Raw genomic sequence first — 17,722 nt, forward strand, 5'->3', positions numbered from 1 at the left:
GGCCGGGTGGCCGGGTGGCCGGGCGGCCTGTGCCGGGTGGGGTATCCCCGCGGCGGCCGGATGGCTTGTGCTGGTGGGATGGGGTCTCTTGAGCGGTGGGTTCGGGTGTGCGGGTGGGGGGATCCCTGCGGCGGCCGGATGGCTTGTGCTGGTGGGATGGAGTCTCTGGATCGGTCGATTCGGGTGTGCCGGTGGGGGGGGGCTCCCCGCAGCCGTCGGATTGTCTGCGTCGGTGGGAGGGGGTTTCCTGCCGTGGGTGCCGTGGGTGCCGTGGGTGCCGTGGGTGTGTTGGTTGGGTCCGCAGTCGGGGGTGCCCGTGTCGGGGAAGTGGCTTCTCGTCGCCGGTGGCTTCGGTGGGCGCTAGGTGCCCGTGGCGATCAGTTCGTCCGCTGCGTTGTTCACCGGCTGGGGTGTGCCCGTCAGGTCGATGACGAACAACGGGATGGACAGGGCGTCCGCGCGGGTGCGGGCCGGTTCCTCGTACCCTGCGAGGGAGAAGCAGACGCAGCTCACGGACTCGGTCATCGCGGTCAGCCATACGCACTCCACGTCACGGAGCGTCGTCGGCTGCACGGACGGCTCGATCAGCGCGATCATGCCCCGCGCCGCGACCCGCACCCCGGAAGGCGCCCGCTTGACCGCTCCCCGGATGTCCCCGTACCCCAGCCACCGCAGGTACAGCGCCGCCACCGTCACCGCGTCCCGCGCCGTGCGGACCGGCACCGGCTGGAAGGCGGGCCGAGGCGTCGGAGCCGTCCGGGGCAGGGAGATGTGCGCCGGGGCTTCCCGGGCTTCCGGGGATTCGGGGGCGTCCCTGGTCTCCGGGGCCTCCGGAGGCTTCGGTGTTTCCGGGGTCTCCCGAGCCGGAGTCTGCGGTGTCGCCGACGGCGCCTGCACCGCTCGGACCGGGATGCGCAGCACCGCCCCGCACCCGCACCCGCACCCCAGCTCCGGCTGCGGCCACTGGTCCCGGCGCCCGCACGTCCGGCACCGCACGGTCACCCACTCCTCCGCCCACGTCCGGTCCGTCACCGGTGTCACCGTCGCGCCGCGCGCCACCGGCGGTACCACGGGGGCGCCGCACGCGCAGGGGTAGGAGGGAGGGGCGTACACATGCTCGCGCCGGCAGATCGGACACCGTACCGGGACGCCGCTGTCCGTCATCACCCTCACCCGTCACCGTAACCGTCACCGCTCGCCGGTTCGTGACCTCCATCGTCCACCAAGTGGGCCTGCCACGGCAGGCAGTTGAGCCAAGAACAGCGTGCCCGCCAGAGTCAGGGCCCGGCGGCGGCTGCCCGGCAGGGGAAGGCCCGCCATGCGCGCGACGGTGCGTGGGGCGGGCCTGGCCGTGGGGTGCCGGGCGAGGCAGGCGGTGATGAGGGGCCGCAGCTCCCTCGGTACGTCCGTGAGGGCGGGGCCGCCATCGCCCTCGCCGCCGCCTTCGCCCCCTGCGGCGGCAGGAGCGTGTCCCGTCGCCGCGAAGGCGAGGACCGCGCCGAGCGCGAAGACGTCCGCGGGGGGCTTGGCCGCCGCGTCCGTCGCCAAGAGCTCGGGTGCCGTGTATTCGCGGCCTCCCCTGTACCCCGTGTACGCCACGCACCCACCCGTTCCGAAGTCGACGACGCGGGGTCCCTCGGCGGCCAGGAGCACGTTCGACGGGCGGAGGCCCCCGTGCACGAGGCCCGCCCGGTGGACGTCGTCCAGCGCCCCGGCGAGCGCGCTCGCCAGGGCCCGCAGTTCCGCCGTACCCAGTGGTCCGCCCATGTCCCGCACCCGTGCGGCGAGCGTCGGCCCGGGGACGTACTCCGTGGCGAGCCAGGGCGTCGCGCCGTGCGGATCGGCGTCGAGGAGGGCCGCGATGTGGCGGCCCCGCACCGCGCCGATCGCGTGCACCTCGCGGGCGAAGCGCCTGCGAAACTCCTGGTCACGGGCGAGGGAGGCGTGCACCACCCGCAGGGCGGCCGCGCGCCCCGTTCCGTCGTGCGCGAGGAAGACCCGCCCGAGAGTCCCCTGCCCCAGCAGCGGCCCGGCCGTCCAGCGGCCGTACCTCTGCCGGTCCTGCCCGGACATCTGGTCCTGACGGGCCGGCCGGTCCTGCCTGCCCGGCCCGGCGGGCGACGCGTCCGGTGAACTGGCCACGGGTGACCCCCCGATGGTGTGGCCCGAATTCAATGCGAATTCAACGACTGGGACGCGCCCCTCGGCCAGCCCGGTTCCCGGACATCCCTTGACGGTCTCCACCGCACCCGCCTACATTGCTTCCATATAGCAGAACATACTTTCCACAATGCGGAAACAGAAGCTCACCGCGGGGCGCGACGGGAGCCGGATCCGCCAGCCGTATCCGTCAGCCGAATAGCTGATGAAGCTGTCGAAGCTGTTGTCGAAGCAGGAGAACCCCATGGCCCGTATGACCGCTGTCCGTGCGGCAGTTGAGATCCTCAAGCGCGAAGGCGTCACCAACGCGTTCGGTGTGCCCGGCGCGGCGATCAACCCGTTCTACAAGGCGCTCCAGGAGGGCGGTGGCATCGACCACACGCTCGCCCGGCACGTCGAGGGTGCCTCGCACATGGCCGAGGGCTACACCCGCGCCAACCCCGGCAACATCGGCGTCTGCATCGGTACGTCGGGCCCGGCGGGCACCGACATGATCACCGGTCTGTACTCCGCGACCGGCGACTCGATCCCGATCCTCTGCATCACGGGCCAGGCGCCGACGCACCTGCTCCACAAGGAGGACTTCCAGGCCGTCGACATCGCGTCGATCGCCACGCCGGTCACCAAGATGGCCGTCACGGTCCTGGAGGCCGCGCAGGTCCCCGGCATCTTCCAGCAGGCGTTCCACCTGATGCGCTCGGGCCGCCCGGGTCCGGTCCTCATCGACCTGCCGATCGACGTCCAGCAGACCGAGATCGAGTTCGACATCGACACGTACGAGCCGCTGCCGGTCTACAAGCCGTCCGCGACCCGCGCCCAGATCGAGAAGGCGATCACGTACCTGGTCGAGTCCGAGCGTCCGCTGATCGTCGCCGGCGGCGGCATCATCAACGCCGACGCCTCCGACCTCCTGGTCGAGTTCGCCGAGATCACCGACACCCCGGTCGTCCCGACCCTGATGGGCTGGGGCACGATCCCCGACGACCACGACCTGAACGCGGGCATGGTCGGCCAGCAGACCGGCCACCGCTACGGCAACGCCACGTTCCTGGAGTCGGACTTCGTCCTGGGCATCGGCAACCGCTGGGCCAACCGTCACACCGGCTACAAGCTGGACGTGTACACCCAGGGCCGCAAGTTCGTGCACGTCGACATCGAGCCGACCCAGATCGGCAAGATCTTCGCGCCGGACTACGGAATCGCCTCCGACGCCAAGGTTGCCCTCGAACTCTTCGTCGAGGTGGCCAAGGAGCTCAAGGCCGCTGGCAAGCTGCCCGACCGTTCCGCGTGGGTCGCATCCCACCTGGAGCGCAAGGAGACCCTCCAGCGCCGCACGCACTTCGACAACATCCCCATGAAGCCGCAGCGCGTCTACGAGGAGATGAACAAGGCCTTCGGCCCGGACACGCGCTACGTCACCACCATCGGCCTCTCGCAGATCGCGGGCGCCCAGATGCTGCACGTCTACAAGCCGCGCCACTGGATCAACTGCGGCCAGGCGGGCCCGCTCGGCTGGACGATCCCGGCCGCGCTCGGCGTCGCCACCGCGGACCGCGACACCCCGGTCGTCGCCCTGTCCGGCGACTACGACTTCCAGTTCATGATCGAGGAGCTGGCGGTCGGCGCGCAGCACCGCATCCCGTACGTCCACGTCCTGGTGAACAACGCCTACCTGGGCCTGATCCGCCAGGCCCAGATCGGCCTGGACATCAACTTCCAGGTCAACCTGGAGTTCGAGAACCAGAACAGCCCCGAGCTGGGCGTCTACGGCGTCGACCACGTCAAGGTCGCCGAGGGCCTGGGCTGCAAGGCCATCCGCGTCACCGACCCGAACGAACTGGGCGCCGCCTTCGAGCAGGCCAAGAAGCTGGCCCAGGAGCACCAGGTCCCGGTCGTCGTCGAGGCCATCCTGGAGCGCATCACCAACATCTCCATGAGCCCCACGGCCGACATCAGCGCGGTCAAGGAGTTCGAGGAGATCGCCACGGAGCCGGGCCACGCGCCCACGGCCATCCGGCCGTTGAAGGTGTGACGCCGCGCTGAGCGTCTGAAGGGGCGGTCCACCCGTGGGGGGTGGACCGCCCCTTTATCTTGGGCGGATGGAATCGCTCGCTGATCTGAAGGTCATGACCTGCGCGGGCCGGGCCGAGTTGGAGGCCTGGCTGGACGAACACCACGACAGCTCACCGGGCGTCTGGGTGAAGCTCGCCAAGAAGGGTTCGGGGGTGCCCTCGGTGACGGCCGCGGAGGTCAACGACACGGCGCTCTGCTACGGCTGGATCACCGGCCACCGCAAGGCGTACGACGACGTCTTCTACCTGCAGAAGATCACCCCTCGCCGCCCGCGCAGCCTGTGGTCGAAGGTGAACATCGACCGCGTCGAGGAGCTGACCGAGGAGGGCCGCATGCGCGAGCCGGGCCTCACGGAGGTGGCCGCGGCGCGGGCTGACGGACGCTGGGCGGCGGCCTACGAGTCGCAGCGCAACGCCACGGTCCCGGACGACCTGGCGGCGGCGCTCGCGGTGAGCCCGGCGGCTCGCGAGACCTTCGAGGCCCTGGGCAAGTCCGACCAGTACGTGGTGTTGCACAGGCTGATGACGGCGAAGACCCCCGCCACGCGAGCCGCCCGCCTGGAGCGGATGGTGGCGAAGCTGGCTTCGGGCGAGAGGGTGCGCTGAGGCCAGTCTGCCCCTGCGGGTGCGTCGCGGTCGCTCGCGCAGTTCCCCGCGCCCCTGAAGGGGCTGCCGGTGGGCGCCCCTTCAGGGGCGCGGGGAACCGCGCGCTCAGCCAAGACGCAGTCGCAGACAACAAAGAACGCCGAGCACGGGACCGTCCGTACTCGGCGTTCTGGTTGTTGCCGTCCGACCGCGCGCGACTGGCGGAACATGCATACGCGCTGCCGGACGGAGTCATAGGGGTCCAAGGCCCAGGGGCCAGGAAACGGCTGGGACCGCGGCGGCTGCGAATGGACCGGCGGAGTTCTCCTCCCTCAGGTCGAGAGGAGAGCCGTCTGACCTTTACCACCGCACTGGCTCGCAGAGCCGCCGCGGTCCTCATCCGGCCCGGTTCACCACGGGACCACCCCTCATCCGGGTCCGTGATGGTGCGGGCGCAGCACCGGGAAACTGACCTCCCGTCAATTCCCCGGCGCAGTCAGGGGGTTCTAGTCCTCGCGCAGGGCGCGGACGGCTTCCTCGACGCGCTTGCCGTACTCGGCGTCGGCGGCGTGGAAGTGGGCGAGGTTCTTCTCGATGACGTCGTCACGCGTGACCTGCGAGAGGCCACCCGCGATGTTCGCCACCAGACGGGCCTGCTCGTCGGCCGACATCAGGCGGTAGAGCTCACCCGCCTGGAAGAAGTGGTCGTCCTTGGTGTGCAGCGGCGCCTCGTGCGTGCCCGTGTGACCGCTGACGGCCAGCGGGGCGGACAGCGGCTGACCGGTCTCGGCCGGGCCGTCGTACGAGTTGGGCTCGTAGTTCTTGCGGTCGCGGCCGTACGCGTTGGACGCCATCAGGCCGTCACGGCCGTAGTTGTCGGCGGTGGTCGCCTTCGGCGCGTTCACCGCGAGCAGCGTGTGGTTGACGCCCAGGCGGTAGCGGTGCGCGTCCGCGTAGGCGAACAGGCGGCCCTGGAGCATCTTGTCGGGGGAGGGGCCGATGCCCGGAACGAAGTTGTTCGGGGAGAAGGCGGCCTGCTCGACCTCGGCGAAGACGTTGTCGGGGTTGCGGTCCAGGACCAGGCGGCCCACGCGCTGCAGCGGGTAGTCGCTGTGCGGCCACACCTTCGTCAGGTCGAACGGGTTGAAGCGGTAGTCGGCCGCCTCGGCCGCCGGCATGATCTGCACGTGCAGCGTCCAGGACGGGTTCACGCCGCGCTCGATGGCCTGGAGCAGGTCCGTCTGGTGCGAGTTGGCGTCCTTGCCCGCGAGCTCGGCGGCCTGGTCCGACGAAAGGCTGCGTACGCCCTGGTTCGTCTTGAAGTGGTACTTCACGAAGAAGGCCTCGCCCGCCTCGTTCGTCCACTGGTAGGTGTGCGAGCCGTAGCCGTTCATGTGGCGGTAGGACGCGGGGATGCCGCGGTCGCCCATGAGCCACGTCACCTGGTGGGTCGCCTCGGGGGAGTGCGCCCAGAAGTCCCAGACGTTGTCCGGCTCCTGCTTGCCCGTGAAGGGGTCGCGCTTCTGGGAGTGGATGAAGTCGGGGAACTTGATCGGGTCCTTGATGAAGAACACCGGGGTGTTGTTGCCGACGAGGTCGTAGTTCCCCTCCTCGGTGTAGAACTTCAGCGCGAAGCCGCGCGGGTCACGGACCGCGTCCGCGCCGCCGAGGCTGTCGGCCACCGTGGAGAAGCGCAGAAACGTCTCGGTGCGCTTGCCGACGGTGTTCAGGAAGTCGGCCGAGGTGTACGCGGTGACGTCGTCGGTCACCTCGAAGTAGCCGTACGCGCCGGAACCACGCGCGTGCACCACACGCTCCGGGATGCGCTCGCGGTTGAAGCGGGCGAGCTTCTCGAGGAGGTGCTGGTCCTGGAGGAGAAGCGGGCCACCGACGCCGGCGGTGGCGGAGTTCTGATTGTCGGCGACGGGAGCGCCGGACTCGGTCGTGAGCACACGCTTCGACATGGTGGCGAGGGTGACCTTCCGTACGGACTGCTGAAACTGCTGAGGTGACGCGAGCGTAAGTACGCCCGAACAGCTACGTCAACAGTTTGTTGAAGTTTTGGGTGGGGCTTGTTCGCTTGCTCTTGCTGGGGCTTGAGTTCCGGACCGCGGCGACGCCTGGGCGCGACAGGACAGGTGTCAGCGCCGCCGCGGCCCGGAAGTTGAGGGAGCTCTTGAAGCCCTTGGGGCTTCTTAGAGCTCGGCGCCCGAGAGGCGCTCCACGCCGCGAAGGAGCGCGGAGTGGTCGAGGCCGCCGTCACCCTGCGTGCGCAGCGAGGCGACGAGCTGGGCCACCACGGCGCCGACCGGGAGCGAGGCACCGACATTGCGGGCGGCGTCGGTGACGATGCCCATGTCCTTGTGGTGCAGGTCGATCCGGAAGCCGGGCTTGAAGTCGCGGTTGAGGAAGTTGTCCTTCTTGCGGGTCAGGACGGTCGAGCCCGCGAGCCCGCCGTTCAGGACGTCGAGGGCGGCGGTCAGGTCCACCCCGGACTTCTCCAGGAAGACGACGGCCTCGGCGCACGCCTGGATGTTCACGGCGACGATGAGCTGGTTGGCGGCCTTCACGGTCTGACCCGAGCCGTGCGGACCGCACAGCACGATGGTCTTGCCGAGGGCGTCCAGGAGCGGCTTGGCCTCGTCGAAGTCGGCCTGCTCGCCGCCGACCATGATGGAGAGCACGGCCTCGATCGCGCCGGCCTCGCCGCCCGACACGGGGGCGTCCAGGACGCGGATGCCCTTGGCCTTGGCGGCCTTGGCCAGGTCCACGGAGGTCTGCGGGGTGATCGAGGACATGTCGACGATCAGCGCGCCGGACTTCGCGTTCTCCAGGATGCCGTCCTCGCCGTAGGCGATGGCCTCGACCTGCGGAGAGGCGGGCACCATCGTGACGATGACGTCGGCGTCCTTGACGGCCTCGGCGATCGACTTCGCGACGGTGCCACCGGCGGCGGCGAGGCGGTCCAGCTTGTCCTGCTCGAGGGTGAAGCCGGTGACGGAGTAACCAGCCTTGATCAGGTTCTCGGACATGGGGGACCCCATGATGCCGAGTCCGATCCACGCGATCTTGGGAAGGTTGCTCATGGTGGAGCCTTTCTGCAAAAACTACGGAGTTTCGGGTGGGTGGGCGGGAAAAGATCCGCCGCGAAGCGGTGGTCTAGTCCGAGCCGGGCAGCCAGCCGAAGGCCTCAGCGCTGGGCCGGTCGCCGGCCTTGTACTCCAGCCCGACGAACCCCTCGTAACCCGCCTTGCGGAGCTGATCGAGCAGCTCCTCCAGAGGCAACGACCCCGTTCCGGGGGCCCCGCGGCCAGGATTGTCGGCGATCTGTACGTGCGCGGTCTGGGCGACGTACCGATCGATGACGGCCGGCAGGTCCTCACCGTTCATGGACAGGTGGTACAGGTCCATGAGGAACTTCGCGTTGCCGAGCCCGGTGGCGGAGTTCACCTTGTCCACCACGGCGATCGCGGCGTCCGCGCTGACGATCGGGCAGCGCGGCGACTCCGGCTTGTTCAGGGCCTCGATCAGCAGCACCGCACCCACGCGGTCGGCCTCGCGGGCGGCCAACACCAGGTTCTCCAGGGCGAGTTCGTCCTGGACGGCGGGGGCGACCCCCTCCACCCGGTTGCCGTACAGCGCGTTCAGCGCCTTGCAGCCGAGGGATTCGGCGAAGTCCGCGGCGACCGAGAGGTTCGCACGGAACTTCTCGCTCTCCTCGCCCGGAATCGACAGGGCGCCGCGGTCCGGACCGGGCAGCTGCCCCGCGTAGAAGTTCAGGCCCACCAGCTGTACGCCGGCGTCCTCGATCGCCGCCCGCAGGGCGTCGAGCTCGGACTGCTCGGGGGTGGGGGCGTCGACCCAGGGCCACCACAGCTCGACCGCCGTGAAGCCCGCCGCGGCGGCAGCCGCGGGGCGCTCCAGGAGCGGGAGTTCCGTGAAGAGGATCGACAGGTTCACATTGAAGCGCTGGTCGGAGTATCCCATGGGGCTTCCGCGCTCCTTCCGTATTGCGGAAGTTAATTTCTGTCTGATGGAAGATTGCCGTCGAGGATCGGCCCTTGTCAAGAGGGGGCTGCCGGAAAATCACCACGCGGCAGTAGGTTGTGCGCGTGCGATTGAGAGTGGAGTTCACGACCGAACCCTTCGACCTGGACGAGGCGCCCGCCCATGCGGTGGTGGCCCGTGACGTCATCCAGGGGGCCGAGCTCGACGCCGTTGACGTCGGCCCCTTCGGCAATACCGCGGAAGGCGGTGCGGACGAGGTCCTGACCGCCGTCGACGCGCTGCTGCGCAAGGCCCTGGAGGCGGGCGCCACGCGCGTCTCGCTCCAGGTGAACGTGCTCGGAGAGTCGGGGGAGGCCATCGAATGACCGGTTCCAGAGACGACCGCGACCCCTTCGTGGCCGCCGTCAAGCCGCTCGTGGACGCCATGGGCGGCGAAATCGTGGCCCCCGACCAGGCGGGCCCCGACGACGTCGTCCTGGCCTGGCAGGGCGAGGACGTGCTCGCCGTACGGCTTCCGCAGCTCGCGGACTCCCTCGACCACATCCTGCTGGCCCTGGAGCGCAAGCGCGGGGTGCCCCTGTCGGACCTTGACCGCAAGGCCAAGCAGGAGGTCGTACGGATACTCGAGGCGCGAGGCGCCTTCGCCGTGCGGCATGGTGTGGAGACGGTCGCCGGCGCGCTCGGCGTCAGCCGCTTCACCGTCTACAACTATCTGAACCGCTCCACCTGACGGCCCAGGCCCCCCAAGGGGCCGGGGCCCCCGAAAGGCCGTCGTCCGTTAACCGGGCGGCGGCCTTTGTTACTCGAAGTTTTCAACAAAGTGTTGACGTGGTGTTTCGGCTGGCGTTAGCTATCCGCAGCCCGTCCAGCACAAGGCCCTATGGCCACGGAGGCACCCGTGACTTCGAGCTCGACGCCGGGCCTTGCCCGGTTCAACGCCTCGCCGGAGAGTGCGGCCACCGCCGCCCTCCACGAGGCCTGCGCCTCATCGGCCTGGGGAAGCAAACTGCTCTCCCAGCGCCCTTTCCCCACCGTCGAAGCCCTCTTCGCCGCCAGTGACGCCGCCACGGCCGAGCTGACCGACGAGGATCTGGCCGAGGCGATGGCCGGGCACCCGCCGATCGGCCGCCCGAAGCCCGGGGACCCCACGTCGTCGCGTGAACAGCGCGGCATGGCGGGGGCCTCCGAGGAGCTCAAGGAAGAGATGCTCGAACTGAACCTGGCCTACCAGGAGAAGTTCGGTCACGTCTTCCTGATCTGCGCCACCGGCGCGACCGGTGAGCAGATGCGCGATGCGGTGAAGACCCGGATCGGCAACACCGCCGAGCAGGAGCGCGCCAACGTGCGCACCGAACTCGGGAAGATCAACCGAATCCGGCTGGCCCGTCTCGTAGAAGAGGACAAGGACTGATGAGCACTGACACCACCGCCTCGGTGTCCACGCACATCCTGGACACCAGCGTCGGACGCCCCGCCGAGGGCGTCGCCATCTCGCTCACCGCCCGCAGCGGCCGTGACGCCGAGTGGGTGGCGCTCGGTGGCTCCGCGACCGACGCGGACGGGCGCTGCAAGGACCTCCCGGCCCTGCCGGAGGGCACGACCCACGTACGGCTCGACTTCGAGGTCGAGCAGTACTTCATGAAGAAGCAAGCCGAGGCGCAGCAGGACGCCCCCCGCGTAAGGGACAGCGGTGCGTTCTTCCCGGAGGTGGCGATCACGTTCGCCGTCGATCCGGGCGAGCACTATCACGTACCGCTGCTGCTCAACCCGTTCGGCTACTCCGTTTACCGAGGGAGCTAGCAGACATGCCCACGATTCTCGGCCAGAACCAGTACGGCAAAGCAGAGAACCGCGTCGTCAAGATCACGCGGGACGGCGACACCCACCACATCAAGGACCTGAACGTCTCGGTCGCGCTCTCCGGCGACATGGAGGACGTCCACTACTCCGGCTCGAACGCCAACGTCCTGCCGACGGACACCACCAAGAACACGGTGTACGCGTTCGCCAAGGAGTACGGCATCGAGTCCGCCGAGCAGTTCGGCATCCACCTGGCCCGCCACTTCGTGACGTCCCAGGAGCCGATCAAGGTCGCGCGGATCCGCATCCAGGAGTACACCTGGGAGCGCATCGCGACCTCGGACAACAACTCCCGGTTCATCGGCTCGGACGAGGTCAACCACTCCTTCGCCCGCAAGGGCCAGGAGCTGCGCACCACGCAGATCACCTTCGACGGCGAGAACTGGGAGATCATCTCCGGGCTCAAGGACCTCACGGTCATGAACTCCACCAACTCGGAGTTCTGGGGCTACGTCAAGGACAAGTACACGACGCTGAAGGAGGCGTACGACCGCATCCTGTGCACCGACGTCTCCGCCGCCTGGCGTTACAACTGGACCAGCGACGCGGACCGGATGCCCAACTGGGAGAAGTCGTACGAGCAGGCCAAGAAGCACATCCTCCAGGCCTTCGCCGAGACGTACTCCCTCTCGCTCCAGCAGACCCTCTACCAAATGGGTTCGCGCGTCATCAACAGCCGGAGCGAGATCGACGAGATCCGCTTCTCGCTGCCGAACAACCACCACTTCCTGGTGGACCTCGAGCCCTTCGGTCTCAAGAACGACAACGAGGTCTACTTCGCGGCCGACCGCCCCTACGGCCTCATCGAGGCCACGGTTCTCAGGGACGGGATCGAGCCGAAGATCCCGGTCGACATGACCAACCTCTGACGCGGGATGCGCGCCCCCAACCGTCCGCAGCGGACGGGGGCGCGCCACACCGGAGGGAACAGCAGCAATGGCACAGCCTGCAAAGGGGCCGGCTAAAGGCCCGTGTTCCACCCCATCGGACATAGCCGGCGGCGAATCAACTCCCGCCTGTCACCCGGTGGATGAGAAGCTCCACCCCTCGCGGCTCGTCCCCGCCGCGCTCCAGCACATCGCCGCCATGTACGCGGGCGTCGTCACTCCGCCGCTGATCATCGGCCAGGCCGTCGGCCTGGACACGGTCGCTCAGACGCGCCTCATCGCCGCGAGCCTGCTGATCGCCGGACTCGCCACGATCCTGCAGACGCTCGGCGTCAAGGGCTTCGTCGGCAACCGGCTCCCCTTCGTGAACGCCGCATCGTCGGCCGGCATCGCACCCATCCTCGCCATCGCCGAGAACAGCGCCACAGGTCATCAACTCCCGGCCATCTACGGCGCGGTGATGGTCGCGGGCGTCTTCTGCCTCGCCGTCGGCCCCTTCTTCGGGCGCCTCCTGCGCTTCTTCCCGCCGCTGGTCACCGGCGTCGTCATCACCCTCATCGGCGTGACGCTGATGCCCGTGCCCGTCACCTGGGCACAGGGCGGCGACAAGGCCGCCGCCGACTTCGGCGCCATGAAGTACCTCGCGCTCGCCGCCTTCACGCTCGTGGTGATCCTGCTCTTCCAGCGGTTCGGACGCGGCTTTCTCAAGCAAGTAGCCCTGCTTCTGGGCATGTTCGTCGGCACGCTCGCCGCGATCCCGTTCGGGATGGCCGACTTCAGCGCCATCAGGTCCGCTCCGGTGGCCGCGCTTCCGACGCCGTTCGCCTTCGGCGCCCCGGAGTTCCAGCCCGCTGCGATCCTCTCGCTCTGCATCGTGATGCTGGTCCTGATGACCGAGTCGTCGGCCGGCATGCTCGCCCTGGGCGAGATCTGCGAGCGCAAGACCGACGGGAGGACCATCACGCGCGGCCTGCGCACCGACGGCATCGCGACCCTGGTGGGACCGGTCTTCGGCGGCTTCCCGACCTCGGCCTTCGCGCAGAACGTCGGCGTCGTCTCCCTGACACGTGTCCGCAGCCGCTATGTCGTGGCCGTCGCGGGCGGCGCCCTCATCGTGCTCGGCGCCTTCCCGATGCTCGGCGCGGTCGTCAGCCTCGTACCGATGCCGGTCCTCGGCGGCGCGGGCATCGTCCTCTTCGGCTCCATCGCGGTGAGCGGCATCCGTACGCTCTCCGAGGCGGGCCTGGACGACAGCTCCAACATCATCCTGGTGGCCGTCGCGCTCGGAGCGGGCATCATCCCGCTCGCCGCGCCCACCTTCTACGCCGAATTCCCGGCCTGGGCGCAGACCGTCCTCGGCTCCGGAATCAGTGCGGGAGCGCTGACCGCGGTCCTGCTCAACCTGTTCTTCAACCATCTCGGCACCCGCGGCCCCGCGGCCGCGGCACTCAAATCTTCCTAGGGTCATGCCGTGCCCACATCGCCACAACAAAGAGAAGGAAGAAGCACCATGGCAGCACCGGCAGACCTGCAGCGCATCGTCATCGAGAACTGTGCCATCGCGACCGTCGACGCGAACGACACCGAGTACGCGTCGGGACACGTCGTCGTCGCGGGCAACAAGATCGAGTCCATCGGAGCGGGGAAGGCTCCCGAGGGTCTTCAGAACGTCGTACGCCGCGTGGACGGGACCGGTCACCTGGTGACCCCCGGCCTGGTCAACACCCACCACCACTTCTACCAGTGGATCACCCGTGGCCTGGCCACCGACCACAACCTCTTCAACTGGCTCGTCGCGCTGTACCCGACCTGGGCGCGCATCGACGAGCGGATGGTGACGGCGGCCGCGCAGGGCTCGCTCGGCATGATGGCCCGCGGCGGTGTCACCACCGCGATGGACCACCACTACGTCTTCCCGAAGAACTCGGGTGACCTCTCCGGCGCCATCATCGGCGCCGCGAGCGACATGGGCGTGCGCTTCACCCTGGCCCGCGGTTCCATGGACCGCAGCGAGAAGGACGGCGGCCTGCCGCCGGACTTCGCCGTCGAGACGCTCGAAGGCGCGCTCGCCGCGACCGCCGAGACCGTCGACAAGCACCACGACGCCTCCTTCGACGCGATGACGCAGGTCGCCGTCGCCCCTTGCTCGCCGTTCTCGGTCTCCACCGAACTCATGAAGCAGGGCGCGGAGTTGGCGCGCGCCAAGGGTGTACGCCTGCACACCCACGGCAGCGAGACCGTGGAGGAGGAGCAGTTCTGCAAGGAGCTGTTCGGCATGGGCCCGACCGACTACTTCGAGTCGACGGGCTGGCTCGGTGACGACGTGTGGATGGCGCACTGCGTCCACATGAACGACTCCGACATCGCCGCGTTCGCCCGTACCGGTACGGGCGTCGCGCACTGCCCCTCCTCCAACGCGCGTCTGGCCGCGGGCATCGCCCGCGTCCCCGACATGCTCAAGGCGGGCGTCCCGGTCGGCCTCGGTGTCGACGGCACGGCGTCCAACGAGTCCGGCGAACTCCACACCGAGCTGCGCAACGCGCTGCTCATCAACCGCCTCGGCGCCCACCGCGAGGCCGCCCTGAACGCGCGTCAGGCCCTGCGCCTTGGCACCTTCGGCGGCGCCCAGGTCCTGGGCCGTTCCACGCAGATCGGGTCGCTCGAGCCGGGCAAGCTCGCCGACCTGGTCCTCTGGAAGATCGACGGCATCGGGCACTCCTCGATCGCCGACCCGGTGACCGCCATCGTCTTCGGCGCGGCGGCCCCGGTCACGCTCTCCCTCGTCAACGGCCGGCCGATCGTCGAGAACGGCTCCCTGCTGCACGTCGACGAGGACGCCATCGCCCGCTCTGCGCGGGAGGAGGCGCAGCGCCTCGCGCGGATCGCCGCCGAGGCCTGACCCACGAACTCCGGTCAGGGGGGACGGCCCTTGACCGGACTTGAGCAGCCGAGCGGGTTGCTCAAGTGCCGCCCCGGAACGTGGCCCAAAGCTTCACGTTCCCGGGGCGGTCAGTACTACCTGGGCGCACCACCCACAACTTCATACCGAGCAAGTCCTTGCACCACGCACCACCTCCCAGAAGCGAAAAGTGCCGGCACGGCCCGTACTGGAAAACAACCGGAGGAGCCACAGTGGCCACTCAGCCCAGGTTCACCAAGCAAGGCACCACCCCAGACCCATCCGAAGTCGACGGCGAGAGCGCCATACGAGACGTACATCCCGTCGACCAGAAGCTCCCCCCGCTCAAGATGGCGACGACCGGCCTCCAGCACGTGGCGGCCATGTACGCCGGTGTCGTCGCCCCGCCGCTCATCGTGGGCGCGGCGATCGGCCTCTCCGCGAAGGAACTCACCTTCCTGACCGGCGCCTGTCTGTTCACCGCGGGCCTGGCCACCTTCCTCCAGACGCTCGGCATCTGGAAGATCGGCGCCCGGCTGCCCTTCGTCAACGGCGTCACCTTCGCCGGTGTCGCCCCCATGCTCGCGGTCGTCGACTCGACCAAGGACAAGGACGACGCGCTCCCGATCATCTTCGGGGCGGTGATCGTCGCGGGCATCCTCGGCTTCGTCGCGGCGCCCTTCTTCTCGAAGCTGGTCCGCTTCTTCCCTCCGGTGGTGACCGGCACGGTCATCACGCTCATCGGCATCTCGCTCATGCCGGTAGCCTTCGGCTGGGCGCAGGGACCCGTCCCGGGAGCCGACGACTACGGCTCGATGAAGAACCTCGGTCTCGCGGGCATCACCCTCGTGATCGTGCTGCTCCTGCGCCGGTTCACCACCGGTTTCGTCAAGCAGATCGCCGTGCTCCTGGGCCTCGTCGTCGGCACGGTCATCGCGATCCCGTTCGGCGTCACGGACTTCAGCCCGGTCGGCGACGCGGACATCGTTGGCTTCCCGACGCCGTTCCACTTCGGCGCCCCGCAGTTCGCGGCGGCGGCGATCGTCTCCCTCTGTGTCGTCATGGTCGTCTCGATGACCGAGTCCACGGCCGACATGCTGGCGCTCGGCGAGATCGTGGACCGTCCCGCCGACGAGAAGACCATCGCGGCCGGACTGCGCGCCGACTGCCTCGGCTCGGCGGTCAGCCCGCTCTTCAACGGCTTCATGTGCAGCGCGTTCGCGCAGAACATCGGCCTGGTCGCGATGACGAAGATCCGCAGCCGGTACGTGGTCGCCGTGGGCGGCGGCTTCCTGGTCCTGATGGGCCTGTGCCCGATGGCCGCCTCGCTCATCGCCGTCGTACCGCGCCCGGTGCTCGGCGGCGCGGGCGTCGTCCTCTTCGGCTCGGTCGCGGCGAGCGGCATCCAGACGCTGGTCAAGGCGAACCTGGAGCGTGACAACAACGTCCTGATCGTGGCCGTCTCACTGGCCGTCGGCCTGATCCCGATCGCGGCGCCGGAGTTCTACCACGCGTTCCCGGAGACGGCGAACATCATCCTCGACTCGGGCATCTCCACGGGCTGTGTCGCGGCCGTGCTGCTCAACCTCGTCTTCAACCACATCGGCAAGCGGGGCGAGGACGACGAAGTGACCAATCCGATGGAGCCCGGGGGAGAGATCGCTGAACAGAGGGTGCACGAAGGGTCTTCCCCGGCGGGGGCCCACTGACGTAACGTGCGTGACGCCGCCCGCATCGCGGAAGTTACTTTCCAGTCGGATTGATGGTCGGTCCCGCCGCGCGCCTCGTGAACTCCCGCGCGGCGGGCCCGACTTCCGGCGTCTCGCACACGGAAGAAGCGCCACCCATGAGTTCTCAGCCACGCCCCGCCGACCCGGCCGCACCCGCCGAAGCGGCTCCTGAGGTCCATCCGGTCGACGAGATCCTGCCGCCGGGCCGGATGCTCGTCGCAAGTCTCCAGCACGTCGCCTCCATGTACGCGGGCGCGGTCTCGGTCCCGCTCGTCGTGGCCGTCGCAGCCAAGATGTCGCCGGGGGACACCGCCGTACTCATGGGCGGCAGCCTCCTGATGGCGGGCATCGCGACGCTGCTCCAGACCCTTGGCATAGGCAATTTCATCGGCTCCCGCCTGCCCTTCGTCAACGGAGTCTCGTTCGCGGGCGTCGGCGTGATGCTGACGATCATCACGACGCAGGGCGGCGTCGAGGCGGGGATGCCGGTGGTCTTCGGGGCGATCATCGTCTCCAGCGTCTTCGGCTTCCTGGTCAGTTCCTACTTCTCACGCCTGGTCCGCTTCTTCCCGCCGGTGGTGACGGGATCGGTCATCACCCTGATCGGCGTCTCCCTCATCCCCGTCGCGTACGACTGGATCGTGGACGACTCGCCGACGGGCACGCCGGAGCCGGCCAGCATCGGCCTGGCAGGGGCCACCGTCCTGGTGATGCTGCTGCTCCAGCGCTTCACGCGCGGCTTCCTCAAGCAGATCAGCATGCTCTTCGCGATGATCTTCGGTACGTTGCTCGCGATCCCGATGGGCCTCGCCGACTTCTCCAAGCTGGACGACGCCGCCCTGGTCGGCATCCCCTCCCCGCTGCACTTCGGCGCACCGGAGTTCAACATCCCGGCGATCATCTCCATGTGCGTCGTGATGCTGGTGATCCTCACCGAGTCGACCGCCGACATGATCGCCCTGGGCAGGATCGTCGACAAGGAGGTCGACGAGAAGACCATCGCCCGCGGCCTGCGCGCCGACGCGCTCGGTTCGGCACTCAGCCCGCTCTTCAACGCCTTCCACGCGAGCGCCTTCGCGCAGAACATCGGCCTGGTCGTCATCTCCAAGGTGCGCAGCCGCTTCGTGGTGGCGCTCAGCGGCGCGATCCTCGTCCTGATCGGCCTCAGCCCGGCAGCGGCGGCACTGATCTCGGTCGTTCCCATGCCGGTCCTGGCCGCCGTCAGCCTCTTCCTCTTCGGCTCCATCGCGGTCAGCGGCATCCAGACGCTGCTCCAGGCGGACCTGCACCGGGGCGACAACGCCCTGATCGTCGTGGTCACCCTCGGCGCGGGCCTGGCGCCCGCGCTCTCGGACGGCTTCTACGACGCGTTCCCGGCCTGGGCCCAGATCGTCCTCGGATCGGGGATCTCCACGGGCTGCCTGCTGGCGGTGGCGCTGAACCTGGTCTTCAACCACCTGGGCGGCAAGGCGGGTTCGGCGGGCGCCGAACAGCCCAAGCCCGCGATCACGCACTGAGCCG

At 69.0% G+C, this 17,722-nt stretch carries 16 protein-coding genes; 11 read left to right on the forward strand and 5 right to left on the reverse strand.

Going from position 1 to position 17,722, the window contains the following annotated elements:
* Window positions 1–360: 360 nt before the first annotated feature.
* The gene (locus ACIGXX_RS06460) at window positions 361–1,164 is read right to left on the reverse strand and encodes a hypothetical protein (protein WP_399973284.1); all 804 of its coding nucleotides are present in this window, start codon (window positions 1,162–1,164) and stop codon (window positions 361–363) included.
* Window positions 1,165–1,188: 24 nt separating this feature from the next.
* Window positions 1,189–2,142, reverse strand: coding sequence for a protein kinase (locus ACIGXX_RS06465; RefSeq protein WP_399973288.1), 954 nt, complete (start codon window positions 2,140–2,142; stop codon window positions 1,189–1,191).
* A 262-nt stretch (window positions 2,143–2,404) separates the two neighbouring features.
* On the opposite strand from ACIGXX_RS06465, the gene gcl reads away from it, so the two are divergent.
* On the forward strand, window positions 2,405–4,192 hold the full coding sequence (gcl, locus tag ACIGXX_RS06470) for a glyoxylate carboligase (RefSeq protein WP_351158763.1): 1,788 nt from the start codon (window positions 2,405–2,407) through the stop codon (window positions 4,190–4,192).
* Between the two features lie 67 nt (window positions 4,193–4,259).
* Window positions 4,260–4,838 (forward strand): YdeI family protein, encoded by a 579-nt coding sequence (locus tag ACIGXX_RS06475; RefSeq protein ID WP_399973292.1) that lies wholly within the window; start codon window positions 4,260–4,262, stop codon window positions 4,836–4,838.
* 485 nt (window positions 4,839–5,323) lie between these two features.
* Here the strand turns inward: ACIGXX_RS06475 and ACIGXX_RS06480 are convergent, their stop codons facing one another.
* The 3 genes from ACIGXX_RS06480 to ACIGXX_RS06490 form a co-directional block, all read right to left on the reverse strand.
* On the reverse strand, window positions 5,324–6,781 hold the full coding sequence (locus ACIGXX_RS06480; RefSeq protein WP_351158766.1) for a catalase: 1,458 nt from the start codon (window positions 6,779–6,781) through the stop codon (window positions 5,324–5,326).
* A 231-nt stretch (window positions 6,782–7,012) separates the two neighbouring features.
* Window positions 7,013–7,903: a 2-hydroxy-3-oxopropionate reductase gene (locus ACIGXX_RS06485; RefSeq protein WP_351158768.1), complete on the reverse strand. Its 891-nt coding sequence runs from the start codon at window positions 7,901–7,903 to the stop codon at window positions 7,013–7,015.
* Window positions 7,904–7,976: 73 nt separating this feature from the next.
* Window positions 7,977–8,804, reverse strand: coding sequence for a TIM barrel protein (locus ACIGXX_RS06490; protein ID WP_366464525.1), 828 nt, complete (start codon window positions 8,802–8,804; stop codon window positions 7,977–7,979).
* 125 nt (window positions 8,805–8,929) lie between these two features.
* Here ACIGXX_RS06490 and ACIGXX_RS06495 point away from each other — a divergent pair, with 125 nt between their 5' ends.
* The 9 genes from ACIGXX_RS06495 to ACIGXX_RS06535 all read left to right on the forward strand — a co-directional run bounded on the left by ACIGXX_RS06495 (window position 8,930) and on the right by ACIGXX_RS06535 (window position 17,718).
* Window positions 8,930–9,190: a hypothetical protein gene (locus ACIGXX_RS06495; RefSeq protein ID WP_249586930.1), complete on the forward strand. Its 261-nt coding sequence runs from the start codon at window positions 8,930–8,932 to the stop codon at window positions 9,188–9,190.
* Entirely contained in the window at window positions 9,187–9,555 is a 369-nt protein-coding gene (locus tag ACIGXX_RS06500; protein ID WP_351158772.1) for a helix-turn-helix domain-containing protein, read from the forward strand. Before ACIGXX_RS06495 ends, ACIGXX_RS06500 begins: the two co-directional genes overlap by 4 nt.
* 168 nt (window positions 9,556–9,723) lie before the next feature.
* Window positions 9,724–10,236 (forward strand): 2-oxo-4-hydroxy-4-carboxy-5-ureidoimidazoline decarboxylase, encoded by a 513-nt coding sequence (gene uraD, locus ACIGXX_RS06505; protein WP_361462194.1) that lies wholly within the window; start codon window positions 9,724–9,726, stop codon window positions 10,234–10,236.
* A complete protein-coding gene (uraH, locus tag ACIGXX_RS06510; protein ID WP_351158777.1) occupies window positions 10,236–10,625 on the forward strand; it encodes a hydroxyisourate hydrolase in 390 nt (129 codons plus the stop codon). Before uraD ends, uraH begins: the two co-directional genes overlap by 1 nt.
* 5 nt (window positions 10,626–10,630) lie before the next feature.
* Window positions 10,631–11,554, forward strand: a complete 924-nt coding sequence (gene pucL / locus ACIGXX_RS06515; RefSeq protein WP_351158779.1) for a factor-independent urate hydroxylase — start codon at window positions 10,631–10,633, stop codon at window positions 11,552–11,554.
* Window positions 11,555–11,621: 67 nt separating this feature from the next.
* On the forward strand, window positions 11,622–13,034 hold the full coding sequence (locus ACIGXX_RS06520; protein ID WP_361462189.1) for a nucleobase:cation symporter-2 family protein: 1,413 nt from the start codon (window positions 11,622–11,624) through the stop codon (window positions 13,032–13,034).
* Window positions 13,035–13,082: 48 nt separating this feature from the next.
* The gene (locus ACIGXX_RS06525) at window positions 13,083–14,471 is read left to right on the forward strand and encodes an 8-oxoguanine deaminase (RefSeq protein ID WP_351158784.1); all 1,389 of its coding nucleotides are present in this window, start codon (window positions 13,083–13,085) and stop codon (window positions 14,469–14,471) included.
* 350 nt (window positions 14,472–14,821) lie between these two features.
* The gene (locus ACIGXX_RS06530; RefSeq protein WP_351159359.1) at window positions 14,822–16,180 is read left to right on the forward strand and encodes a nucleobase:cation symporter-2 family protein; all 1,359 of its coding nucleotides are present in this window, start codon (window positions 14,822–14,824) and stop codon (window positions 16,178–16,180) included.
* A gap of 137 nt (window positions 16,181–16,317) precedes the next feature.
* Window positions 16,318–17,718, forward strand: a complete 1,401-nt coding sequence (locus ACIGXX_RS06535; RefSeq protein ID WP_351158786.1) for a nucleobase:cation symporter-2 family protein — start codon at window positions 16,318–16,320, stop codon at window positions 17,716–17,718.
* Window positions 17,719–17,722: the final 4 nt, after the last annotated feature.

It is taken from the genome of Streptomyces sp. NPDC055243, assembly GCF_044544025.1.
In the GTDB taxonomy this organism is placed as follows: domain Bacteria; phylum Actinomycetota; class Actinomycetes; order Streptomycetales; family Streptomycetaceae; genus Streptomyces.

What these genes read in the sequence shown, in the direction of transcription:
- ACIGXX_RS06460 (WP_399973284.1), bottom strand. Translation starts at nt 1,164, where the DNA reads ATGACGGACAGCGGCGTCCCGGTACGGTGTCCGATCTGCCGGCGCGAG.
- gcl (WP_351158763.1), top strand. Translation starts at nt 2,405, where the DNA reads ATGGCCCGTATGACCGCTGTCCGTGCGGCAGTTGAGATCCTCAAGCGC.
- ACIGXX_RS06475 (WP_399973292.1), top strand. Translation starts at nt 4,260, where the DNA reads ATGGAATCGCTCGCTGATCTGAAGGTCATGACCTGCGCGGGCCGGGCC.
- ACIGXX_RS06480 (WP_351158766.1), bottom strand. Translation starts at nt 6,781, where the DNA reads ATGTCGAAGCGTGTGCTCACGACCGAGTCCGGCGCTCCCGTCGCCGAC.
- ACIGXX_RS06485 (WP_351158768.1), bottom strand. Translation starts at nt 7,903, where the DNA reads ATGAGCAACCTTCCCAAGATCGCGTGGATCGGACTCGGCATCATGGGG.
- ACIGXX_RS06490 (WP_366464525.1), bottom strand. Translation starts at nt 8,804, where the DNA reads ATGGGATACTCCGACCAGCGCTTCAATGTGAACCTGTCGATCCTCTTC.
- ACIGXX_RS06500 (WP_351158772.1), top strand. Translation starts at nt 9,187, where the DNA reads ATGACCGGTTCCAGAGACGACCGCGACCCCTTCGTGGCCGCCGTCAAG.
- uraH (WP_351158777.1), top strand. Translation starts at nt 10,236, where the DNA reads ATGAGCACTGACACCACCGCCTCGGTGTCCACGCACATCCTGGACACC.
- pucL (WP_351158779.1), top strand. Translation starts at nt 10,631, where the DNA reads ATGCCCACGATTCTCGGCCAGAACCAGTACGGCAAAGCAGAGAACCGC.
- ACIGXX_RS06520 (WP_361462189.1), top strand. Translation starts at nt 11,622, where the DNA reads ATGGCACAGCCTGCAAAGGGGCCGGCTAAAGGCCCGTGTTCCACCCCA.
- ACIGXX_RS06525 (WP_351158784.1), top strand. Translation starts at nt 13,083, where the DNA reads ATGGCAGCACCGGCAGACCTGCAGCGCATCGTCATCGAGAACTGTGCC.
- ACIGXX_RS06530 (WP_351159359.1), top strand. Translation starts at nt 14,822, where the DNA reads ATGGCGACGACCGGCCTCCAGCACGTGGCGGCCATGTACGCCGGTGTC.
- ACIGXX_RS06535 (WP_351158786.1), top strand. Translation starts at nt 16,318, where the DNA reads ATGAGTTCTCAGCCACGCCCCGCCGACCCGGCCGCACCCGCCGAAGCG.